14 protein-coding genes and 1 pseudogene are annotated in these 16,432 nt (G+C 66.9%); 9 read left to right on the top strand and 6 right to left on the bottom strand.

Features of this window, described 5'->3' with window-relative positions; translation table 11 throughout:
- Positions 1-15 precede the first annotated feature (15 nt).
- Positions 16-273, top strand: a pseudogene (mnhG, locus tag AC0GNO_RS11365) (monovalent cation/H(+) antiporter subunit G); the annotation flags it as partial.
- Here mnhG and AC0GNO_RS11360 read toward each other — a convergent pair.
- A complete protein-coding gene (locus AC0GNO_RS11360) occupies positions 230-973 on the bottom strand; it encodes a TetR family transcriptional regulator (protein ID WP_472903976.1) in 744 nt (247 codons plus the stop codon). The pseudogene mnhG and the gene AC0GNO_RS11360 sit on opposite strands and share 44 nt — an antisense overlap.
- Positions 974-1,151: 178 nt before the next feature.
- Between AC0GNO_RS11360 and AC0GNO_RS11355 the strand changes: the two genes are divergently transcribed.
- The 3 genes from AC0GNO_RS11355 (at position 1,152) to AC0GNO_RS11345 (ending at position 7,331) form a co-directional block, all read left to right on the top strand.
- Positions 1,152-2,420 carry an efflux RND transporter periplasmic adaptor subunit gene (locus tag AC0GNO_RS11355; RefSeq protein WP_472903975.1) on the top strand — a complete coding sequence of 423 codons (1,269 nt, stop codon included), beginning with the start codon at positions 1,152-1,154 and terminating at the stop codon, positions 2,418-2,420.
- Between the two features lie 94 nt (positions 2,421-2,514).
- Positions 2,515-5,661, top strand: a complete 3,147-nt coding sequence (locus tag AC0GNO_RS11350) for an efflux RND transporter permease subunit (protein WP_472903974.1) — start codon at positions 2,515-2,517, stop codon at positions 5,659-5,661.
- A gap of 281 nt (positions 5,662-5,942) precedes the next feature.
- A complete protein-coding gene (locus tag AC0GNO_RS11345) occupies positions 5,943-7,331 on the top strand; it encodes an efflux transporter outer membrane subunit (protein WP_472903973.1) in 1,389 nt (462 codons plus the stop codon).
- Positions 7,332-7,373: 42 nt separating this feature from the next.
- Here AC0GNO_RS11345 and AC0GNO_RS11340 read toward each other — a convergent pair whose 3' ends face one another.
- The 4 genes from AC0GNO_RS11340 to earP all read right to left on the bottom strand — a co-directional run bounded on the left by AC0GNO_RS11340 (position 7,374) and on the right by earP (position 11,156).
- The gene (locus AC0GNO_RS11340) at positions 7,374-8,246 is read right to left on the bottom strand and encodes an LOG family protein (protein ID WP_472889082.1); all 873 of its coding nucleotides are present in this window, start codon (positions 8,244-8,246) and stop codon (positions 7,374-7,376) included.
- A gap of 61 nt (positions 8,247-8,307) precedes the next feature.
- Entirely contained in the window at positions 8,308-9,186 is an 879-nt protein-coding gene (locus AC0GNO_RS11335; RefSeq protein WP_472903972.1) for an AEC family transporter, read from the bottom strand.
- 141 nt (positions 9,187-9,327) lie between these two features.
- On the bottom strand, positions 9,328-9,882 hold the full coding sequence (gene efp, locus AC0GNO_RS11330) for an elongation factor P (RefSeq protein ID WP_077330302.1): 555 nt from the start codon (positions 9,880-9,882) through the stop codon (positions 9,328-9,330).
- 149 nt (positions 9,883-10,031) lie between these two features.
- Complete coding sequence (gene earP, locus AC0GNO_RS11325) at positions 10,032-11,156, bottom strand: elongation factor P maturation arginine rhamnosyltransferase EarP (RefSeq protein WP_472903971.1); 1,125 nt, start codon at positions 11,154-11,156, stop codon at positions 10,032-10,034.
- Positions 11,157-11,217: 61 nt separating this feature from the next.
- Here earP and AC0GNO_RS11320 point away from each other — a divergent pair, with 61 nt between their 5' ends.
- The 5 genes from AC0GNO_RS11320 (at position 11,218) to AC0GNO_RS11300 (ending at position 15,490) form a co-directional block, all read left to right on the top strand.
- The gene (locus tag AC0GNO_RS11320; protein ID WP_472889079.1) at positions 11,218-11,442 is read left to right on the top strand and encodes an AbrB/MazE/SpoVT family DNA-binding domain-containing protein; all 225 of its coding nucleotides are present in this window, start codon (positions 11,218-11,220) and stop codon (positions 11,440-11,442) included.
- A complete protein-coding gene (locus AC0GNO_RS11315; RefSeq protein WP_472903970.1) occupies positions 11,439-11,834 on the top strand; it encodes a type II toxin-antitoxin system death-on-curing family toxin in 396 nt (131 codons plus the stop codon). Before AC0GNO_RS11320 ends, AC0GNO_RS11315 begins: the two co-directional genes overlap by 4 nt.
- Positions 11,835-11,844: 10 nt before the next feature.
- Positions 11,845-13,926 carry an excinuclease ABC subunit UvrC gene (uvrC, locus tag AC0GNO_RS11310; RefSeq protein ID WP_472903969.1) on the top strand — a complete coding sequence of 694 codons (2,082 nt, stop codon included), beginning with the start codon at positions 11,845-11,847 and terminating at the stop codon, positions 13,924-13,926.
- Between the two features lie 80 nt (positions 13,927-14,006).
- Positions 14,007-14,576, top strand: a complete 570-nt coding sequence (pgsA, locus tag AC0GNO_RS11305; RefSeq protein ID WP_472903968.1) for a CDP-diacylglycerol--glycerol-3-phosphate 3-phosphatidyltransferase — start codon at positions 14,007-14,009, stop codon at positions 14,574-14,576.
- Positions 14,576-15,490 (top strand): DMT family transporter, encoded by a 915-nt coding sequence (locus AC0GNO_RS11300; RefSeq protein WP_472903967.1) that lies wholly within the window; start codon positions 14,576-14,578, stop codon positions 15,488-15,490. The genes pgsA and AC0GNO_RS11300 overlap by 1 nt, the downstream gene beginning before the upstream one ends.
- On the opposite strand, the gene AC0GNO_RS11295 is transcribed toward AC0GNO_RS11300, so the two are convergent.
- Positions 15,447-16,415 (bottom strand): LysR family transcriptional regulator, encoded by a 969-nt coding sequence (locus tag AC0GNO_RS11295; protein ID WP_472903966.1) that lies wholly within the window; start codon positions 16,413-16,415, stop codon positions 15,447-15,449. The two genes, AC0GNO_RS11300 and AC0GNO_RS11295, sit on opposite strands and share 44 nt — an antisense overlap.
- Positions 16,416-16,432: the final 17 nt, after the last annotated feature.

The following is a 16,432-nucleotide window of genomic DNA, read 5'->3' as shown; positions in this document are numbered from 1 at the left end:
CAAGGAGCCCTGAACATGAACCCCTTCATCGAATGGACCGCGGCCGCCGTGATCGTGATCGCGGCGTTCTTTCTGCTGGTGGGTGCCATCGGCCTGGCGCGCCTGCCCGACTTCTATATGCGCCTGCACGCGCCAACCAAGGCCTCCACGCTGGGCGTGGGCGGTGTGTTGATTGCGTCGATGCTGATCGCAGCAGGGCAGGGGCGCCCGGGTTTCGCCGAGCTGCTGATCACGCTGTTTGTGTTTGTGACGGCGCCCGTCTCGGCGAACCTGCTGGCGCAGGCAGCGCTGCATCTGAAACTGCCGTCCCGCGCGCCGGTGCCGGCCGACGCGGTGCCCGAGCGTCAGGCTGACTGAAACCCAGTCCGGTCAGGTAGGTGTTCAACACCTGTCTACCGCAACGCCGGAGGTCGAATGCGTGGGTGTCGAGCAGCCAGTTCTGGATCAGGCCGTCGATCATCACGTGCAGACCCAGGGCTGCGCACTGCAGTGGGACGTCGAGCGTCAGGCCCTGGTGGTCAGCGGCCGAACGCAAGATCTTGGCGGTCTGTTGCACACAGTCGTTGCGGCCCTGGAGGTGGCGGGCGCGCACCGCGTGCATTTCGTCGTTGTATTCCACTTGCAGGGTCGCGATCTCGAACACGCGCCGTGTCTGCTCGTCGGTGGCGGCCTTGTGCAGCGCGTGCGCGATGGCGTCGCGCAGCGGCTGCAGCGGGTTGTCGAGCGCTGAGGCCTTTTTCCCTATGCCTGCCAGGGTTTCTTCCAGCGGTAAAGTGACGCGCTCCATCATCGCGTTGAATAGGTCGGCCTTGTCCTTGAAATGCCAGTAGATGGCGCCTCGGGTGGTGCCGGCGGCCACGGCAATGTCGTTGAGCGAGGTGCGTGAAACACCGCGCTGCTGAAACAGGTGCTCGGCTGCGTCGAGCAGGCTGTGGCGTGTGGCCTCGGCGTCGGCTTTGGTGCGGCGAACCATGTCATGTCTCCTGTCAAATGTCCTCATATGAATACGGGGACTTGTGTTTGTTTGACTATACATACATTCAAGGATGTATGTATACTTCAACCCCTCGCCTTCGTTGGGTATGCCCGCGACGGCCATACCGGCCGCTTCATCAGACGGCTCTCCCGATGTCATGCCTCCAAGGATTCCCATGCCTGCCCAGAGTCCCCAGCCTCCCGTCCTGTTCAACCCCTCGCTGGCGACTCCCGGTCGCTCGGCGTCGTGGGCCCGCCGCCTGTCGGTGATCTCAGTGGCCGTGCTGCTGGTCGCCTGCGGCAAGGCCGAGGCGCCCGCCGCGGCGCCGCCGGGTGGCGGCATGCCGGCGCCCGAAGTCGGCGTGGTCACGGTGGCGCCGGGTGACGTGGGCCTGCAGACGGAGTTGCCGGGTCGTCTGGAAGCATCGCGCGTGGCGCAGGTGCGGGCGCGGGCGGCGGGCATTCTGCAGCAGCGGCTGTTCCGCGAAGGCAGCGATGTGAAGGCGGGTCAGGCGCTGTTCCGTATCGATGCGGCGCCTTACCAGGCCACGCTGCAGAGTGCGCGGGCCGGTCTGGCGCGGGCCGAGGCCAACCTCGCACAGGCGTCGGCATTGGCCGCACGCTACAAGCCGCTGGTGGCGGAAAACGCCATCAGCCAGCAGGAATACGCGAACGCCGAAGCCGCCCAGAAAGCGGCCGAGGCCGATGTGGCGGCGGCCAAGGCCACGCTGCAGACCGCGGGCATCAACCTGGGTTATGCCAACGTGACGGCGCCGATTGCCGGCCGCATCGGTCGTGCGCTGGTGACCGAAGGCGCGCTGGTGGGGCAGGGTGAGGCGACTCCGCTGGCCGTGATCCAGCAGGTGGACCCGCTGTTTGTGAACTTCACGCAGTCGGCCTCGGAAGCCATGCGCCTGAAGCGTGCCATGGAAAGCGGGCAACTCAAGGACGCTGGCCAGGGCTCCGCGGCGGTGCGCGTGGTGCTGGAAGATGGCAGCGAATACGCCAGGCCGGGGCGCCTGCTGTTCTCGGACCTCACGGTCGATCCCACCACCGGCCAGGTGACGTTGCGCGCCGAGGTGCCCAACCCGGGTGGCGCGCTGCTGCCGGGCCTGTACGTGCGCGTGCGTCTGGAGCAGGCGACTGCCCGCGACGCCATCACGCTGCCGCAGCAGTCGGTGACGCGTTCGGCCCAGGGCGACACGGTGTCGGTGGTTGGCGCCGACGGCAAGATCGAGAAACGCACGGTGAAGATCGGTGGCCAGCAAGGGGGGCAGTGGGTCGTCCTGGACGGACTGAAGGCCGGCGAGCAGGTCATGGTGGACGGTTTCCAGAAGCTGCAGATGATGCCGCCAGGCACCCCCGTGAAGGCCGTGCCCTGGCAGGCGCGGGGTACGGCCCCTGCCGTTCCGGCTTCGGCACCGGCTCCGGCCGCGTCGAAGTAAGGAGCGCCCCGAATGACACGACCCCCACGTTCACTGTGTTCACTGCCCCCCACGGGGGCTTCAGCCTCCTTGAGGCGGCTCGGCGGAAACTGATATGGCGAAATTCTTCATCGACCGGCCCATCTTTGCGTGGGTGATCGCGCTCTTCATCATGGTGATGGGCGCGGTGTCCATCACGCAGTTGCCGATTGCGCAGTACCCGCCGGTGGCGCCGCCGTCCATCGTCATCAACGCGTCGTATCCCGGCGCCTCGGCCAAGACGCTGGAAGACAGCGTGTTGTCGGTCATCGAGCAGGAGATGAACGGCTCGCCTGGCCTGATCTACATGGAAGCCGTGGCCCAGGCCAACGGCACCGGCAGCATCACGCTGAGCTTCGAGCCGGGCACCAACGCCGATCTGGCACAGGTGGACGTGCAGAACCGGCTTGCGCGCGCCACGCCGCGCCTGCCGTCGGCGGTGACGCAGCAGGGCGTTCGGGTGGACAAATCGCGCAACAACTTCCTGCTGTTCGCGATCCTCTCCAGCGAAGACCCGGCCTGGGATCCGGTGGCGCTGGGCGACTACGCGTCGCGCAGCGTCGTGCCCGAACTGCAGCGCCTGCCCGGTGTGGGCCAGGCCCAGCTGTTCGGCACCGAGCGCGCCATGCGGGTCTGGATCGATCCGGCCAAGCTGCTGGGCTTCAACCTGAGCGCGGCCGACGTGACCAACGCCATCCGCGCTCAGAACGCGCAGGTGTCGGCCGGTGAAATCGGTGCCCTGCCCAACGTGGCGGGCCAGAGCATCTCCGCCACCGTGGTGGTCAACGGCCAGCTCGGCAGCGTGGAGCAGTTCGGCAACATCGTGCTGCGCGCCAGCAGCGACGGTGCCACCGTGCGCCTGAAAGACGTGGCCCGCATCGAGCTCGGTGCCCAGGCCTACGCCACCTCGGCGCGACTGAACGGCAAGCCGTCCACGGGTATTGGTGTGCAACTATCGCCAAGCGGCAACGCCCTGGCCACGGCCGAAGCGGTGCGCACCAAGATGGCGGATCTGGAAAAATTCTTCCCCAAGGGCATGACCTGGGCCATTCCCTACGACAGCTCGCGCTTCGTCAAGATCTCCATCGAACAGGTGGCGGTGACGCTGGCGGAGGCCGTGGCGCTGGTGTTCCTGGTGATGTTCCTGTTCCTGCAGAACTGGCGCTACACGCTGATCCCGACGCTGGTGGTGCCGGTGGCCTTGCTGGGGACCTTCGCCGGACTGATGGCCCTGGGCTTCTCGATCAATGTGCTGACCATGTTCGGCATGGTGCTGGTGATCGGCATCGTGGTGGACGACGCCATCGTGGTGGTGGAGAACGTCGAACGCATCATGAGCGAAGAAGGCCTGCCACCGCTGCAGGCCACGCGCAAGGCCATGGGCCAGATTTCGGGTGCCATCATCGGCGTGACCGTGGTGCTGATCTCGGTGTTCGTGCCGTTGGCGTTTTTCAGTGGCTCGGTGGGCAACATCTACCGCCAGTTTGCGGCGGTGATGGGCATGTCCATCGGCTTCTCGGCCTTCATGGCCCTGTCGCTCACGCCGGCCCTCTGCGCCACCCTGCTCAAACCGGTGGAAGCGGGCCACGCGCACGCCAAGACCGGCTTTTTCGGCTGGTTCAACCGCGGCTTCGCGCGCACCGCCAAAGGCTACGAAGGTGGCGTGGCCAAGCTGCTGCCGCGCGCCGGCCGCACGCTGGTGATCTACGCAGCCATCGTGGCGGCGGTGGCGGTGGTCTACCAGCGCCTGCCCACGTCCTTCCTGCCCAACGAAGACCAGGGCACGCTGCTGGTCAACGTGCAATTGCCACCGGGCGCCACGCAGGAGCGCACGCTGGACGTGATGAAGCAGGTGGAGGGCTTCATGCTCCAGCAGCCGGAGGTGGAGGGCATGGTCGGGGTGCTGGGCTTCAGCTTCTCGGGCCAGGGCCAGAACGCCGCGCTCGCGTTTGTGACGCTCAAGGATTGGTCCGAACGCACCGGCCCGGGCAGTTCTGCGCAGGCTTTGGCCGGCCGTGCCTTCGGTGCCTTTTCGGGCATCCGGGACGCTTTCGTCTTCCCGCTGAGTCCGCCGCCGATTCCCGAACTGGGTGCCTCCTCCGGGTTCAGCTTCCGCTTGCAGGACCGGGCGGGTCTGGGGGGCGAAGCGCTGCTGGCGGCACGCAACCAGATGCTGGGCATGGCCTCGCAGAGCAAAGTGCTCACGCAGGTGCGGCCCGACGGTCTGGAAGATGCGCCGCAGTTGCAGATCGACATCGACCGCGACAAGGCCAATGCACTGGGTGTTGGCTTTGACAGCATCAGTGGCGCCATCGGCACGGCACTCGGTTCCACCTACGCCAACGACTTCCCGAACGCCGGGCGTCTGCAGCGCGTGATGGTGCAGGCCGATGCCACGGCACGCATGCAGCCGGAAGACCTGTTGCGCATCAACGTGATCAACAGCAAAGGCCAGGCGGTGCCGCTGTCGGCCTTCGCCACGACGCACTGGATCACCGGCCCGATGCAGACCGTGCGCTACAACGGCTACCCGTCCATGCGCATCAGTGGCAGCGCTGCGCCCGGTGTGAGCACGGGCCAGGCCATGGCCGAGATGGAGGCGCTGGCCGCCAGGCTGCCGCAAGGCTTCGGCTTCGAGTGGACGGGCCAGTCCCGTGAGGAAAAGCTCGCCGGCTCGCAGGCCATGATCCTCTACGCTTTTGCAATCCTGGCGGTGTTTCTCTGCCTGGCTGCGCTGTACGAGAGCTGGACCATCCCGCTGTCGGTCATTCTGGTGGTGCCACTGGGTGTGCTGGGTGTGCTGCTGGCCACGATGCTGCGAGGTTATTCGAACGACGTGTACTTCCAGGTGGGCCTGATCACCATCATCGGGCTCTCGGCGAAAAACGCGATCTTGATCATCGAGTTCGCGAAAGATCTGCAGGCGCAGGGCAAGGGCGTGATCGAAGCGGCGCTGGCCGCCGCCCACCTGCGCTTCCGGCCCATCATCATGACCTCGCTGGCGTTCACGCTGGGCGTGTTGCCGCTGTTCCTGGCTTCGGGCGCCGGATCGGCCAGCCAGCGCGCGATCGGCACCGGTGTGATCGGCGGCATGCTGACCGGCACCGTGCTGGCGGTGGTGTTCGTGCCGATCTTTTTTGTGGTGGTGCGCACCCTGTTCAAGGGCAGCGATCGCCAGCACCGCCGGGAGGCCGAAGAGGCCGAACACCATGGCGTGCATTGAGATGAAACACCCCCGCCGCGCACCGCGCGACCCCCTCAAGGGGGCTGAGGGCCGCGGCTCCGAGCCTGCCTGCGCAGGCTTGGACGACCCGAAGAAGCCTCGCCTCTGGCGAGGCTGCGGCCTGCAAGGTGCACTGGCCGTCCGGCGAAGCCGGCGCGGCGGTGCCCTGGGTTGCGCCGTTTCATTCGTTGCGGGTCATAGCCGGTTCTGCGGTGTGTGCTGGCCCGAGTCCCTTCGTTCGCTGCGTCGTGTCTTTCCCGATACGCGCTGGAGCCACTGACATGATTTTTTCTCTCAATTTGCGTCGCAGCGCACTGGCCCTGGCGGTTCTGACGCTGTCCGGCTGCTCCTTCATCCCGACCTACGAGCGGCCGGCCGCGCCGGTTGCCGCAGAGTGGTCCGGCGTGACACCGGTGGCCGCGGCGACGCCGGCTGCCGACATTGCGTGGGCGGACTTCGTGAGCGATGCGCGCCTGCGTGAGCTCATCGGTCTGGCGATCCGGAACAACCGCGACCTGCGCGTGGCCACGCTCAACATCGAGCAGGTGCGTGCCCAGTACCAGATCCGCCGTGCCGACCAGTTCCCCACGCTGAACCTGGCCGCCGCGGGGAACCGCCAGAGCAGCGGCGATGACAGCATCACCAGCCTCTACACGGCGGGTCTCGCCATGAGTGGCTGGGAGATCGATTTCTTTGGCCGCGTGGCGAGCCTGAAGGAAGTGGCCCTGGCCCAGTACCTGGCCAGCGAAGAGGCGCGCAACGCGGCGCAGACCAGCCTGGTCGCCTCGGTGGCCAGCACCTGGCTCAGCCTGCAGGCCAGCGACGAACTGCTGGCGCTGACGCAGCGAACGCTCGCCACGCGCCAGGATTCGTTGCGCCTGACGAAGCTGCGCTTTGACAATGGTGCTACGTCAGCGCTGGACCTGCGCCAGGCCGAGTCACTGACCGCCGCGGCTGAGTCCGCACTGGCCCAGCAGCAGCGCCAGCGTGCGCAGGACCTCAACGCCCTCACCTTGCTCGTGGGGCAGCCTCTGCCAGCGACGCTCACCGATCCCGCGAGCGACGTGGTCACCGCGCGGTCGCTGTTCCGCGATCTGCCCGCCGGCCTGCCGTCCGAACTGCTCACCCGCCGGGCGGACATCCGCCAGGCCGAGCAGACGCTGATCGCAGCGAACGCCAACATCGGCGCGGCGCGTGCGGCTTTCTTCCCGCGCATCTCGCTCACCGGCAGCGTGGGATCGGCCAGCAGCGAACTCTCGGGTCTGTTCAAGGGCGGCTCCTGGGGTTTCACGCTGGCGCCGCAGGCGCTGCTGCCGATCTTTGACGCGGGTCGCAACCGGGCTGGTCTGGAGTCGGCCAACGCCGCGCGCAGCATCGCCGTGGCGCAGTACGAAAAGGCGATCCAAAGCGCGTTCCGCGAGGTGGCCGATGCACTCGCCGGCCGCGCCACGCTGGGCGAGCAGCTGCGTGCCCAGCAGGTCCAGGCCACGGCCGAGGCCGAGCGCTTCCGCCTGGCGGAGCTGCGCTACCGCAACGGCGTGGCCAGCTTCCTGGATGTGCTGGATGCGCAGCGCTCGTTGTTCAGCACCCAGCAGGCCCTGACGCAGACACGACTGGCCCAGCAGCAGAACCAGGTCGCTCTCTACAAGGCGCTCGGCGGCGGGTACTGACGCCCCCTGCGCCGCTTATGAGCGCTTGGGCCGTCCCAGTGCTCAGACTTGCGGTAAATCGTAGAACTTCACGATGTAGTCCCACGCTGCCTGGGGATCGTCCACGTATTCGAACAGCTTCAGGTCTTCGGCTGCAATCATGCCTTCTTCTACCAGCACCTCCAGGTTGATCAGGCGTTTCCAGTGGGCGCTGCCAAACAGCACGATCGGCACCGGCTTGGCCTTCTTGCACTGCACCAGCGTGATCACCTCGAACAGCTCGTCGAGCGTACCGAAACCGCCGGGGAACGCCACCAGCGCTTTGGCGCGCATCATGAAATGCATCTTGCGCAGCGCGAAGTAGTGGAACTTGAAGCTCAGCTCGGGTGACACATAGGGGTTGCCGGCCTGCTCGTGGGGCAGGGCGATGTTCAGACCGACGTTGAACGCCCCCTCGTCGTGGGCGCCGCGGTTGGCCGCCTCCATGATGCCGGGACCGCCACCGGTGCAGATGAAAAGCTGGTCTTCGCGCGGACAGGCTTTGCTGTAGCGCGCCACGATGCGACCGAACTCGCGGGCCTGTTCGTAGTGCTGGGCGTTGCGCTGCATGGCCCGTGCACGCGCGATCTCATCGGCCTTGCCGCTGGTCTCGGCGCGTGCAAGGTGTTCCTGGGCTATGGCGGGTTCGCGCACGCGCGCACTGCCAAAGACCACGACGGTGTTTTCAATGCCGAGGTCGCGCTGTGCGAGATCAGGCTTGAGCATCTCCAGCTGGAAACGGATGCCGCGCGTCTCGCGGCGCAGCAGGAACTCGGGGTCGGCGAAAGCCAGTCGGTAGGCGTCGGCCTTCAGCGGGCGTCCTTCGTTGGAATGCGACTGCAGCTCGGCCCAGGCGTCGGCCAGGCGGCGTTCGTTCAGGTCTTGGGTGGCTTCCATGCGGGGCTCCTTCGGTTGTTCGTTGAGTGATTGTGTCCTGCAGCCTTGATCGCTCAGGCGCTCAGAGGCCCAGGGCCAGTGCCAGCGGCACGAAGACCACGGCCAGCGCATTGCCCAGCATGATCATGGCCGCCACCTTGTCGGGTTCCTGGTGGTAACGGTCGGCCAGCATGAACTGCATCACGGCCGGTGGCAAGGCCGCAAACAGCAGCAACTGGCCGCGCGCGGCACCTTCGATGCCCAGCACCCAGGCGAGCGGAATGGCGATGACCAGGCCGATCAGCGGACGGGCCAGCGCACCCAGCAAGCCCAGTGCCAGACCGGCGCGGGTGAGCGAGGTCAGGCGCACGCCGAGCGCGAACAGCATCATCGGAAGCAAAGCGTCACCGAGCAGCTTGAGGCCCGAGAGCAACACGTCGGGCGGGCGCACATCGGTCAGCGCGCTCAGAAAGCCCAGCGCGGTGCCGATCATCAGCGGGCTGGTGAGCAGGTCGCGGGTGCGGGCCTGGCTGCTCGTGATGCGCGCACCGAGGGAAAAGTGGAACAGGTTGCTGACCGAGAAAAGCGCCACCGCGGCGCCGAAGTTCGCCGGGCCAAACGCCAGCAGGGCCAGCGGCAGGCCCATGTTGCCGCAGTTGTTGAACATCACCACCGGCACCAGGGTGCGCGGCTGGGCACCAAACGCGCGGGCCAGCGGCCAGGCCAGCAGGCCGCCACCCAGGATCAGCACCGTGCCACCGATCAGCAGCGGCACATGGTCGGCGAGGTGAAAGTCCTTGGCCGCGAGCGCCGAATACACCAGCACGGGCGCCAGCACGTCGAGCGCAATGCGGTTGAACACCGTCAGGTCGGGCGGCTGGCGGCGCGCGTAACCGTAGCCGATGGCCACGATCAGGAACACCGGGATGATGACGTCGGCGATGCGGGTGATGAGGTCCATGTGGGCCTTGATGAAAGCGAAAAGGCTCCCGCAGGAGCCTTTTCAATGAACCGGGGTTTCGGCGCCGGGCCGCCCCAAGCTGAAACGCGCCCCCTTGGGGGCAGCGACCCGCTCAGCGGCGGAGCGTGGGGGCTCAAATCCTCAGACGCGCTTGCGGTATTCACCGGTGCGGGTGTCGATCTCGATCTTGTCGTCTTGCGCCACGAACAACGGCACGGCGACTTCAAAGCCGGTCGCGATCTTGGCGGGCTTGAGCACCTTGCCGGACGTGTCACCCTTGACGGCGGGCTCGGTCCAGGTGATCACGCGCTCGACGCTGGTCGGCAGTTCGACCGAAATGGCCTTGCCGTCGTAGAACACCACTTCAACGGTCATGCCGTCTTCGAGGTAGTTCAGGGCGTCGCCCATGTTTTCGGCTTCGACTTCGTACTGGTTGTATTCGCTGTCCATGCAGACGTACATGGGGTCGGCGAAGTAGGAGTAGGTGCACTCCTTCTTGTCCAGAATGATCTGGTCCATCTTGTCGTCGGCGCGGCAGACCACTTCGGTGGCCATGTTGTTCAGCAGGGCCTTGAGCTTCAGGCGCACGGTGGCTGCACCGCGGCCGCCACGGGCGTATTCGGTTTTCAGGACGATCATCGGGTCCTTGCCGTGCATGATGACGTTGCCGGCGCGGAGTTCTTGAGCGATTTTCATAAGGTTTCCAACAGTTGGGCCGCGTGTTCCGTGCATGGGTGCAAACCCGGGAACTGTGCTGATAGGGGCGATCTGTGCGGCTAAGCAGATGGCGCTCAGGAAACGGCCGCCGGGGTCTGGTGGTCCAGTTTTCTGCAAAGCCTTGAATTTTATCGCTTTTCGGCAATGAAATCGAGCAGCTGGCTGACCAGGTCGGGTTGGGCCAGCAGGCGCTCGCGTGCGGCCAGCAGACAGGGGCGCCAGCTGGCCACCACGCTCCAGCCTGGCCAGACGCGTTGGGCGCTGGTCATGCCGTTCCAGAGGCGGTGAAACGCGCGCAACGAATCGGGCGCCTGCAGCCAGTCCAGAAAGGCTTCCAGCTTGGCGTGGTGTGCGTTGTCGTGCTGCGGGTAGATGTGCCACACCAGCGGTCGTCCGGCCCACAGCGCGCGCACCAGCGAGTCTTCGCCGCGCACGAAATTGAGGTCACAGGCCCAGAGCAGGTGGTCGTAGTCGCGCTGGGTCAGGCGCGCCAGGCGGTGCAGGGTGGCTTGCCCTGTGCGCAGGCCTTGAGCCTGGGCGGCGCTCACTGCATCGGCCGCGCGCCCGGCGGTGACCAGCCAGTCGCTGGCGCCGTCTTGCCCGGCCTGTTGCAGCAGCGCGGGCAGGGCGGCGGGCTCGTAGCAGAAAAGGCTGGCGCGTGGCTGGTTGCTGTGGGGCAGGTCGTGCGCAGCGAGCCATGCGCCGGCGTTGAAGGTGGCTTGCCGCTCGGGCAGGTCCTGCTCCCGCAGCAGGCCGCCGGTGGCGGCGGTGAAACCGGGGTAGAAAAACCACTTGCCCACGCCGCGCAGCGGCCCGTCAGACACCAGCGAGGGCAGCCGGTGCGAGCGCTCCACGTAGGGCTCGGCACTCAGGTATTCGAGGTTGATCCACACCGGCGCCGCTGCGCCAGCGGCGATGGCAGCCGCCCGGTGTTCCAGGGCTTCGGGCGGCGGGCGGCAGCCGAAGGTTTCGATCCAGACGTCGGACGGCGCCAGCCCGTCCAGCAGGCCCGGCGCCAGCGGCTCGGTCCACGGCAGCACCCGCACGCCCTCGATGCGGCCTTCCAGCGCACCGGGGACCATCCAGCGCAGATCCTCCGGCGCGTCAATCCACAGCCGCACGGTGTGCCCGCGCGCGGCCAGGCCGGCGCAGAAGCGCCAGCAGACGCCGATGTCGCCGAGGTTGTCGATGACCTGGCAGAACACGTCCCAGGTCAGTGGGTGGTCGCGGTGCGGTGCGGTGGTGGCGGGCATGCGTTGCGGGGCAGGAGTGGGCGCGTTAATATAACAACCGTTAAAACATCGGGGGTTCGCCATGACCACACTCAAACTCACCCAGATCGGCAATTCCGTGGGCCTGATCCTTCCCAAGGAGCTGTTGGCGCGGCTCAAGCTGGAGAAGGGCGACACGGTGTTTGTCACCGAGTCGGCCCATGGCGTCAACCTCTCGCCGTACAACCCGTCGCTCGACGAAGAGCTGGCGCTGGGACGCGAGTTCATGCACGACTACCGGGACACCTTTCACCAACTGGCCAAATGAGCGGGCGCTGGCGTTTCATCAGCCGCAAGGCGCTGGAGCTGTTGCACGACGAGAGTCTGGCCGAACACGGTGGTCGTCCTGGCTTGCGCGATGAAGGGTTGCTGGAGTCAGCGCTGGCGCGTCCTCACCAACTGCTGGCCTATGGCGAGCCTGACCTGGCGGCGCTGGCGGCGGCCTACGGATTCGGTATGGCCCGCAATCATCCTTTTGTCGATGGCAACAAGCGGGCGGCCTTTCTGGCCACGGGTTTGTTCCTCGCGCTCAACGGGCAGCGCCTGGTCACCACACAGGCCGAGGCCACGCTGACCATACTCGCCCTGGCCGCCGGCGACCTGCCCGAAGACGCCTTTGCCCAATGGTTGCGCGAACGCCTGCAGCCGCGCCCGACCTGAACCCCGCCGCATGACCAAAGATACCTCGCCCACCGCGCCTGACGCGGCGCCGGGCGGCACCCCGTCCCCGCACAGCGAACAACTGCTCAGCGAAGTCGCTGCCCTGCCGGGCCTGCCTGGCGTCTACCGCTATTTCGATGCCCAGGGCCAGCTGCTCTACGTGGGCAAGGCGCGCAACCTGAAGAAGCGCGTCAGCAGCTATTTCCAGAAGACCCACGGCGGCACGCGCATCGGCCACATGGTGGGCAAGATCGTGCGCATGGAGACCACGGTGGTGCGCTCCGAGGCCGAGGCGCTGCTGCTGGAAAACAACCTCATCAAGACGCTGGCGCCGAAGTTCAACATCCTGTTCCGGGACGACAAGAGCTACCCCTACCTCAAGATCACCGGCACGCGCGAGACCTTCCGCACCGCGGGCGCCCGGCCGGTGCCGTCGATCGCGTTCCCGCGCATGGCCTACTACCGCGGCGTGGTGGACAAGCGCCACAGCTACTACGGGCCGTACCCCAGCGCCTGGGCGGTGAAGGAGTCGATCACGCTGCTGCAGAAGGTGTTCCGGCTGCGCACCTGCGAAGACACCGTGTTCGCCAACCGCACGCGGCCCTGCCTGCTGTACCAGATCAAGCGCTGCAGCGGGCCCTGCGTGGACCTGGTGGACATTGAGGCCTACGGCCGCGACGTGGCCGCGGCGGAGCGTTTCCTGCGCGGGGAAACCCAGGCCATGCTGGACGAGCTGGAGGCGCGCATGATGGCGCACGCCGAAAAGCTCGAATTCGAGCAGGCGGCCGAGATCCGCAACCAGATGGGTGCGCTCTCCAAGGTGTTGCACCAGCAGGCGGTGGACAACGTGTCCGACAAGGACGTGGACGTGCTCGCCGTGAAGGTCCAGGGCGGGCGCGCCTGCGTGAACCTGGCCATGATCCGCGGCGGCCGCCACCTCGGCGACCGGCCGTACTTCCCGGCCCATGTGGAAGACGCCACCCAGATCGACAGCCTGATGGCGGAAGAGGGCAGCAGTCACAGCGCCGACCCGGTCGAGCGCGTGGCGGTGCAGGTGCTGGAAGCCTTCATCGCCCAGCACTACCTGGGCATTGCGATGCCGCACACCCTGGTGACGAGCCACGCGGTGGGCAAGCCGCTGCTGGACGCGCTGACCGAGCAGATCGGCGCCAAGATCAACGCCGTGCACCAGCCGCGCGAGCACCGCCGCATCTGGCTGGAGATGGCACAGAAGAACGCCGACATCGCGCTCGCCCGCCTGCTCGCCGAAGAGGGCTCGCAGCAGGCCCGCACACGCGCGCTGGCCGAAGCGCTGGCGCTGCCGGACGACAACCTGGACGAGCTGCGCATCGAGTGTTTCGACATCTCGCACACGGCGGGTGAATCCACCCAGGCGTCCTGCGTGGTGTTCGAGGGCCACAAGATGCAGAACGCGCAGTACCGCCGCTACAACATCGACGGCATCACGCCCGGCGACGACTACGCCGCCATGCGGCAGGTGCTGCTGCGCCGCTACGGCAAGATCGCCGAGGCGCTGCGTGCGGAATCCGGAGAAACGGCTGCGCCCGCCGAGACGACGGACGCTTCAGAACCCGCAGCCGAAGGCGCCACCGACGCCACCTCCGGCCTGCCCACCGGGCCGCGTTTGCCCGATCTGGTGCTGATCGATGGCGGCAAGGGCCAGGTCAGCATGGCGCGCGAAGTGTTCCAGCAGCTCGGCCTGGACCTCTCGCTCATCGTCGGTGTGGAAAAAGGCGAAGGTCGCAAGGTGGGACTCGAAGAGCTGGTGTTTGCCGATGGCCGCGAAAAGGTCTACCTGGGCCACGATTCGGCGGCGCTGATGCTGGTCGCCCAGATCCGCGACGAAGCGCACCGTTTCGCCATCACCGGCATGCGCGCCCAGCGCGCCAAGGTGCGCACCGGCGGCAGCCGGCTCGAAGACATCCCGGGCGTGGGTCCGAAGAAGCGGGCGCGCCTGCTGCAACGCTTTGGCGGTGTGCGCGGCGTGGCCTCGGCCAGCGTGGACGACCTCTGCACGGTCGAAGGCATTTCCACCGAACTGGCCGATGCCATTTACCGGGCATTGCACTGAACCGGGTGGCGGAGATGGCCTGCCAGGCGGCAAAACCCCCGTGACGATTCGCGCGCGTGGCGCTCCGCCATAATCGCGCCATGTTTTTCAACCTCCCCACCCTGCTGACCTGGGCGCGCATCGTCGCCATCCCGCTGATCATCGGGGTGTTCTACCTGGAAGGCATGAGTGCGAAAGAGCAGAACCTGATCGCGACGGTGCTGTTTGTGGTGTTTGCCGCGACCGACTGGGCCGACGGCTACCTGGCCCGCCGGCTGAACCAGACCTCGGCCTTCGGCGCCTTCCTGGACCCGGTGGCGGACAAATTTCTCGTCTGCGCCAGTCTCCTGGTGCTGGTGCATCTGGAGCGGGCCGATGTGTTTGTGGCGCTCATCATCATCGGCCGCGAGATCGCCATTTCCTCGCTGCGTGAGTGGATGGCCATCATCGGCGCGACCAAGAGCGTGGCGGTGCACATGGTCGGCAAGCTCAAGACCGCGGTGCAGATGACGGCGATTCCCTTTCTGCTGTTTGACGGGACGCTGCTGGGCCTGATCAACACGCACCTGTGGGGCACCTGGCTGATCTGGATCTCGGCGGTCCTGACCGTCTGGTCCATGGTGTATTACTTGCAGAAGGCGCTGCCCGAGATACGGGCCCGCTCGCGCTGATGCCCGAGTCCAGCCGCGACAACGCATGGCTGCGCGCCATGCCCTGGGTCTTCGTGCTGATCTGGAGCACGGGCTTCATCGTTGCGCGCTACGGCATGCCGCACGCGCCACCGATGAAATTTCTCGCGGTGCGTTACGCGCTCTCCATCCTCTGCTTTCTGCCCTGGATCGTGCTCGCCGGCGTGAAGTGGCCGAGCAATCGCAAACAGGCCTTGCATCTCGCTGTCACGGGCATCCTGATGCATGCGGGCTACCTCGGCGGTGTCTGGGCGGCGGTCAAGGCGGGCATGGGTTCGGGGCTGTCCTCGCTCATCGTCGGCATCCAGCCCGTGCTCACTGCCATCTGGCTCACCAGCGTGGGAGGGCATCACGTGTCGCGCCGCCAGTGGGTCGGCCTGCTGCTGGGCTTTGCCGGTCTGGTGCTGGTGGTCTCGCGCAAGTTCGGTGCCGGTGGCCCGGGCGACCAGGCCAACTGGATCAACCTCTCGTTTGCGTTGATGGCCTTGTTGTCCATCACCGTCGGCACGCTGTACCAGAAGCGCTTCGTGCAGCCCTGCGACGTGCGCAGTGCCAACACGGTACAGCTGGCCGCCGCGTTGCTGGTCACGCTGCCGCTGACCTTGATGGAGTCGGAATCCATGCACTGGACCCAGGCCGACGGCGCGCTCAACGCCGAGCTGGTGGGCGCCATGGCCTGGTCGGTGCTGGGGCTCACGCTGGGCGGCAGCTCGCTGCTCTACATGCTGATCCAGCGTGGCGCGGCGGCCTCGGTCACCAGCCTCATGTACCTCGTGCCGCCCAGCACTGCGCTGATCGCCTGGCTGCTGTTTGCCGAGCCCATCACGGCGGTGACCCTCGCCGGCACCGCGCTCACCGCTTTCGGCGTGAGCCTGGTGGTGCGGCCGGCGCGCTGAGGCGCCGCCACGGTTCGTCCTGGAAGCGCTCAGCGAGGAAATCCAGCAGCAGACGGATGCGCCGAGGCACCTGAGACCGGAAGGGCGCGAGCCAGTGGACGTCGGCGTCGGGCATGGCGTAGGCCGGCAGCACCCGCACCAGATCGCCGCTGGCCATCTGCGGTGCGATGTCCCACAGGCTGCGCAACATGATGCCGTGGCCAGCCAGGCACCAGTCGCGCACCATCTCGCCCGAGTTGCTGGAGAGTGGTCCGCGCACTGGCGCGTGCTGAATCGCGGGCTCTCCCTCGCGCTGCAGCCGCCAGTGGTCGAAGCGCTGTCCTGGTCCGCCGCCGTTTTCGCGCACCACGAGGCAGGCATGGGCAGCCAGTTCCTGCAGCGAGCGGGGTTCCCCGTGGGCTTGCAGGTACGCGGGTGCCGCCACCAGCACCCGCTGGTTGGGTGCGAGCCGGCGCGAGACCCATTCGCTGGCGCGTTGTGCCGGCGCGTTCCAGAGCCAGATGGCGCCGTCAAACCCCTCCACCGCCAGATCGGGCAACTGCTCGGTCAGCTGCAGCTGGATGTGCACCGCCGGGTGCCGTGCCTGGAAATCCGCCAGCGCCGGCCCCAGCCAGAGGCGGCCGAAACCGAAGGTGGCAGCGAGGCGGATCGGGCCTGACGGTTCGGTCTGGCGCTCGCGCAGTTCGGCCTCCAGCGCGTCAAAAGCGCGCAGCAATTCACCCGCGCGTTCACACAAGGTCTCGCCTTCGGCCGTGGGGCTGACGCGGCGGGTGGTGCGCTGGAACAGGCGCAGGCCGAGCCGGGACTCCAGCGCGGCCAGGCGTTTGGTCACGGCCGAAGGGGCCACCTTCAGTTCGCGCGCGGCCATCACCAGGCTGCCGTGCTGGCGCACAGCGAGCACGAGTTCAAGATCGGGGCGGTCCAATTGTTTCCTTTTGAGAA

Source organism: Hydrogenophaga sp. L310 (assembly GCF_055703065.1).
Note: the sequence above shows the minus strand (reverse complement) of the source record. Positions and strands in the feature narration are given on the sequence as shown.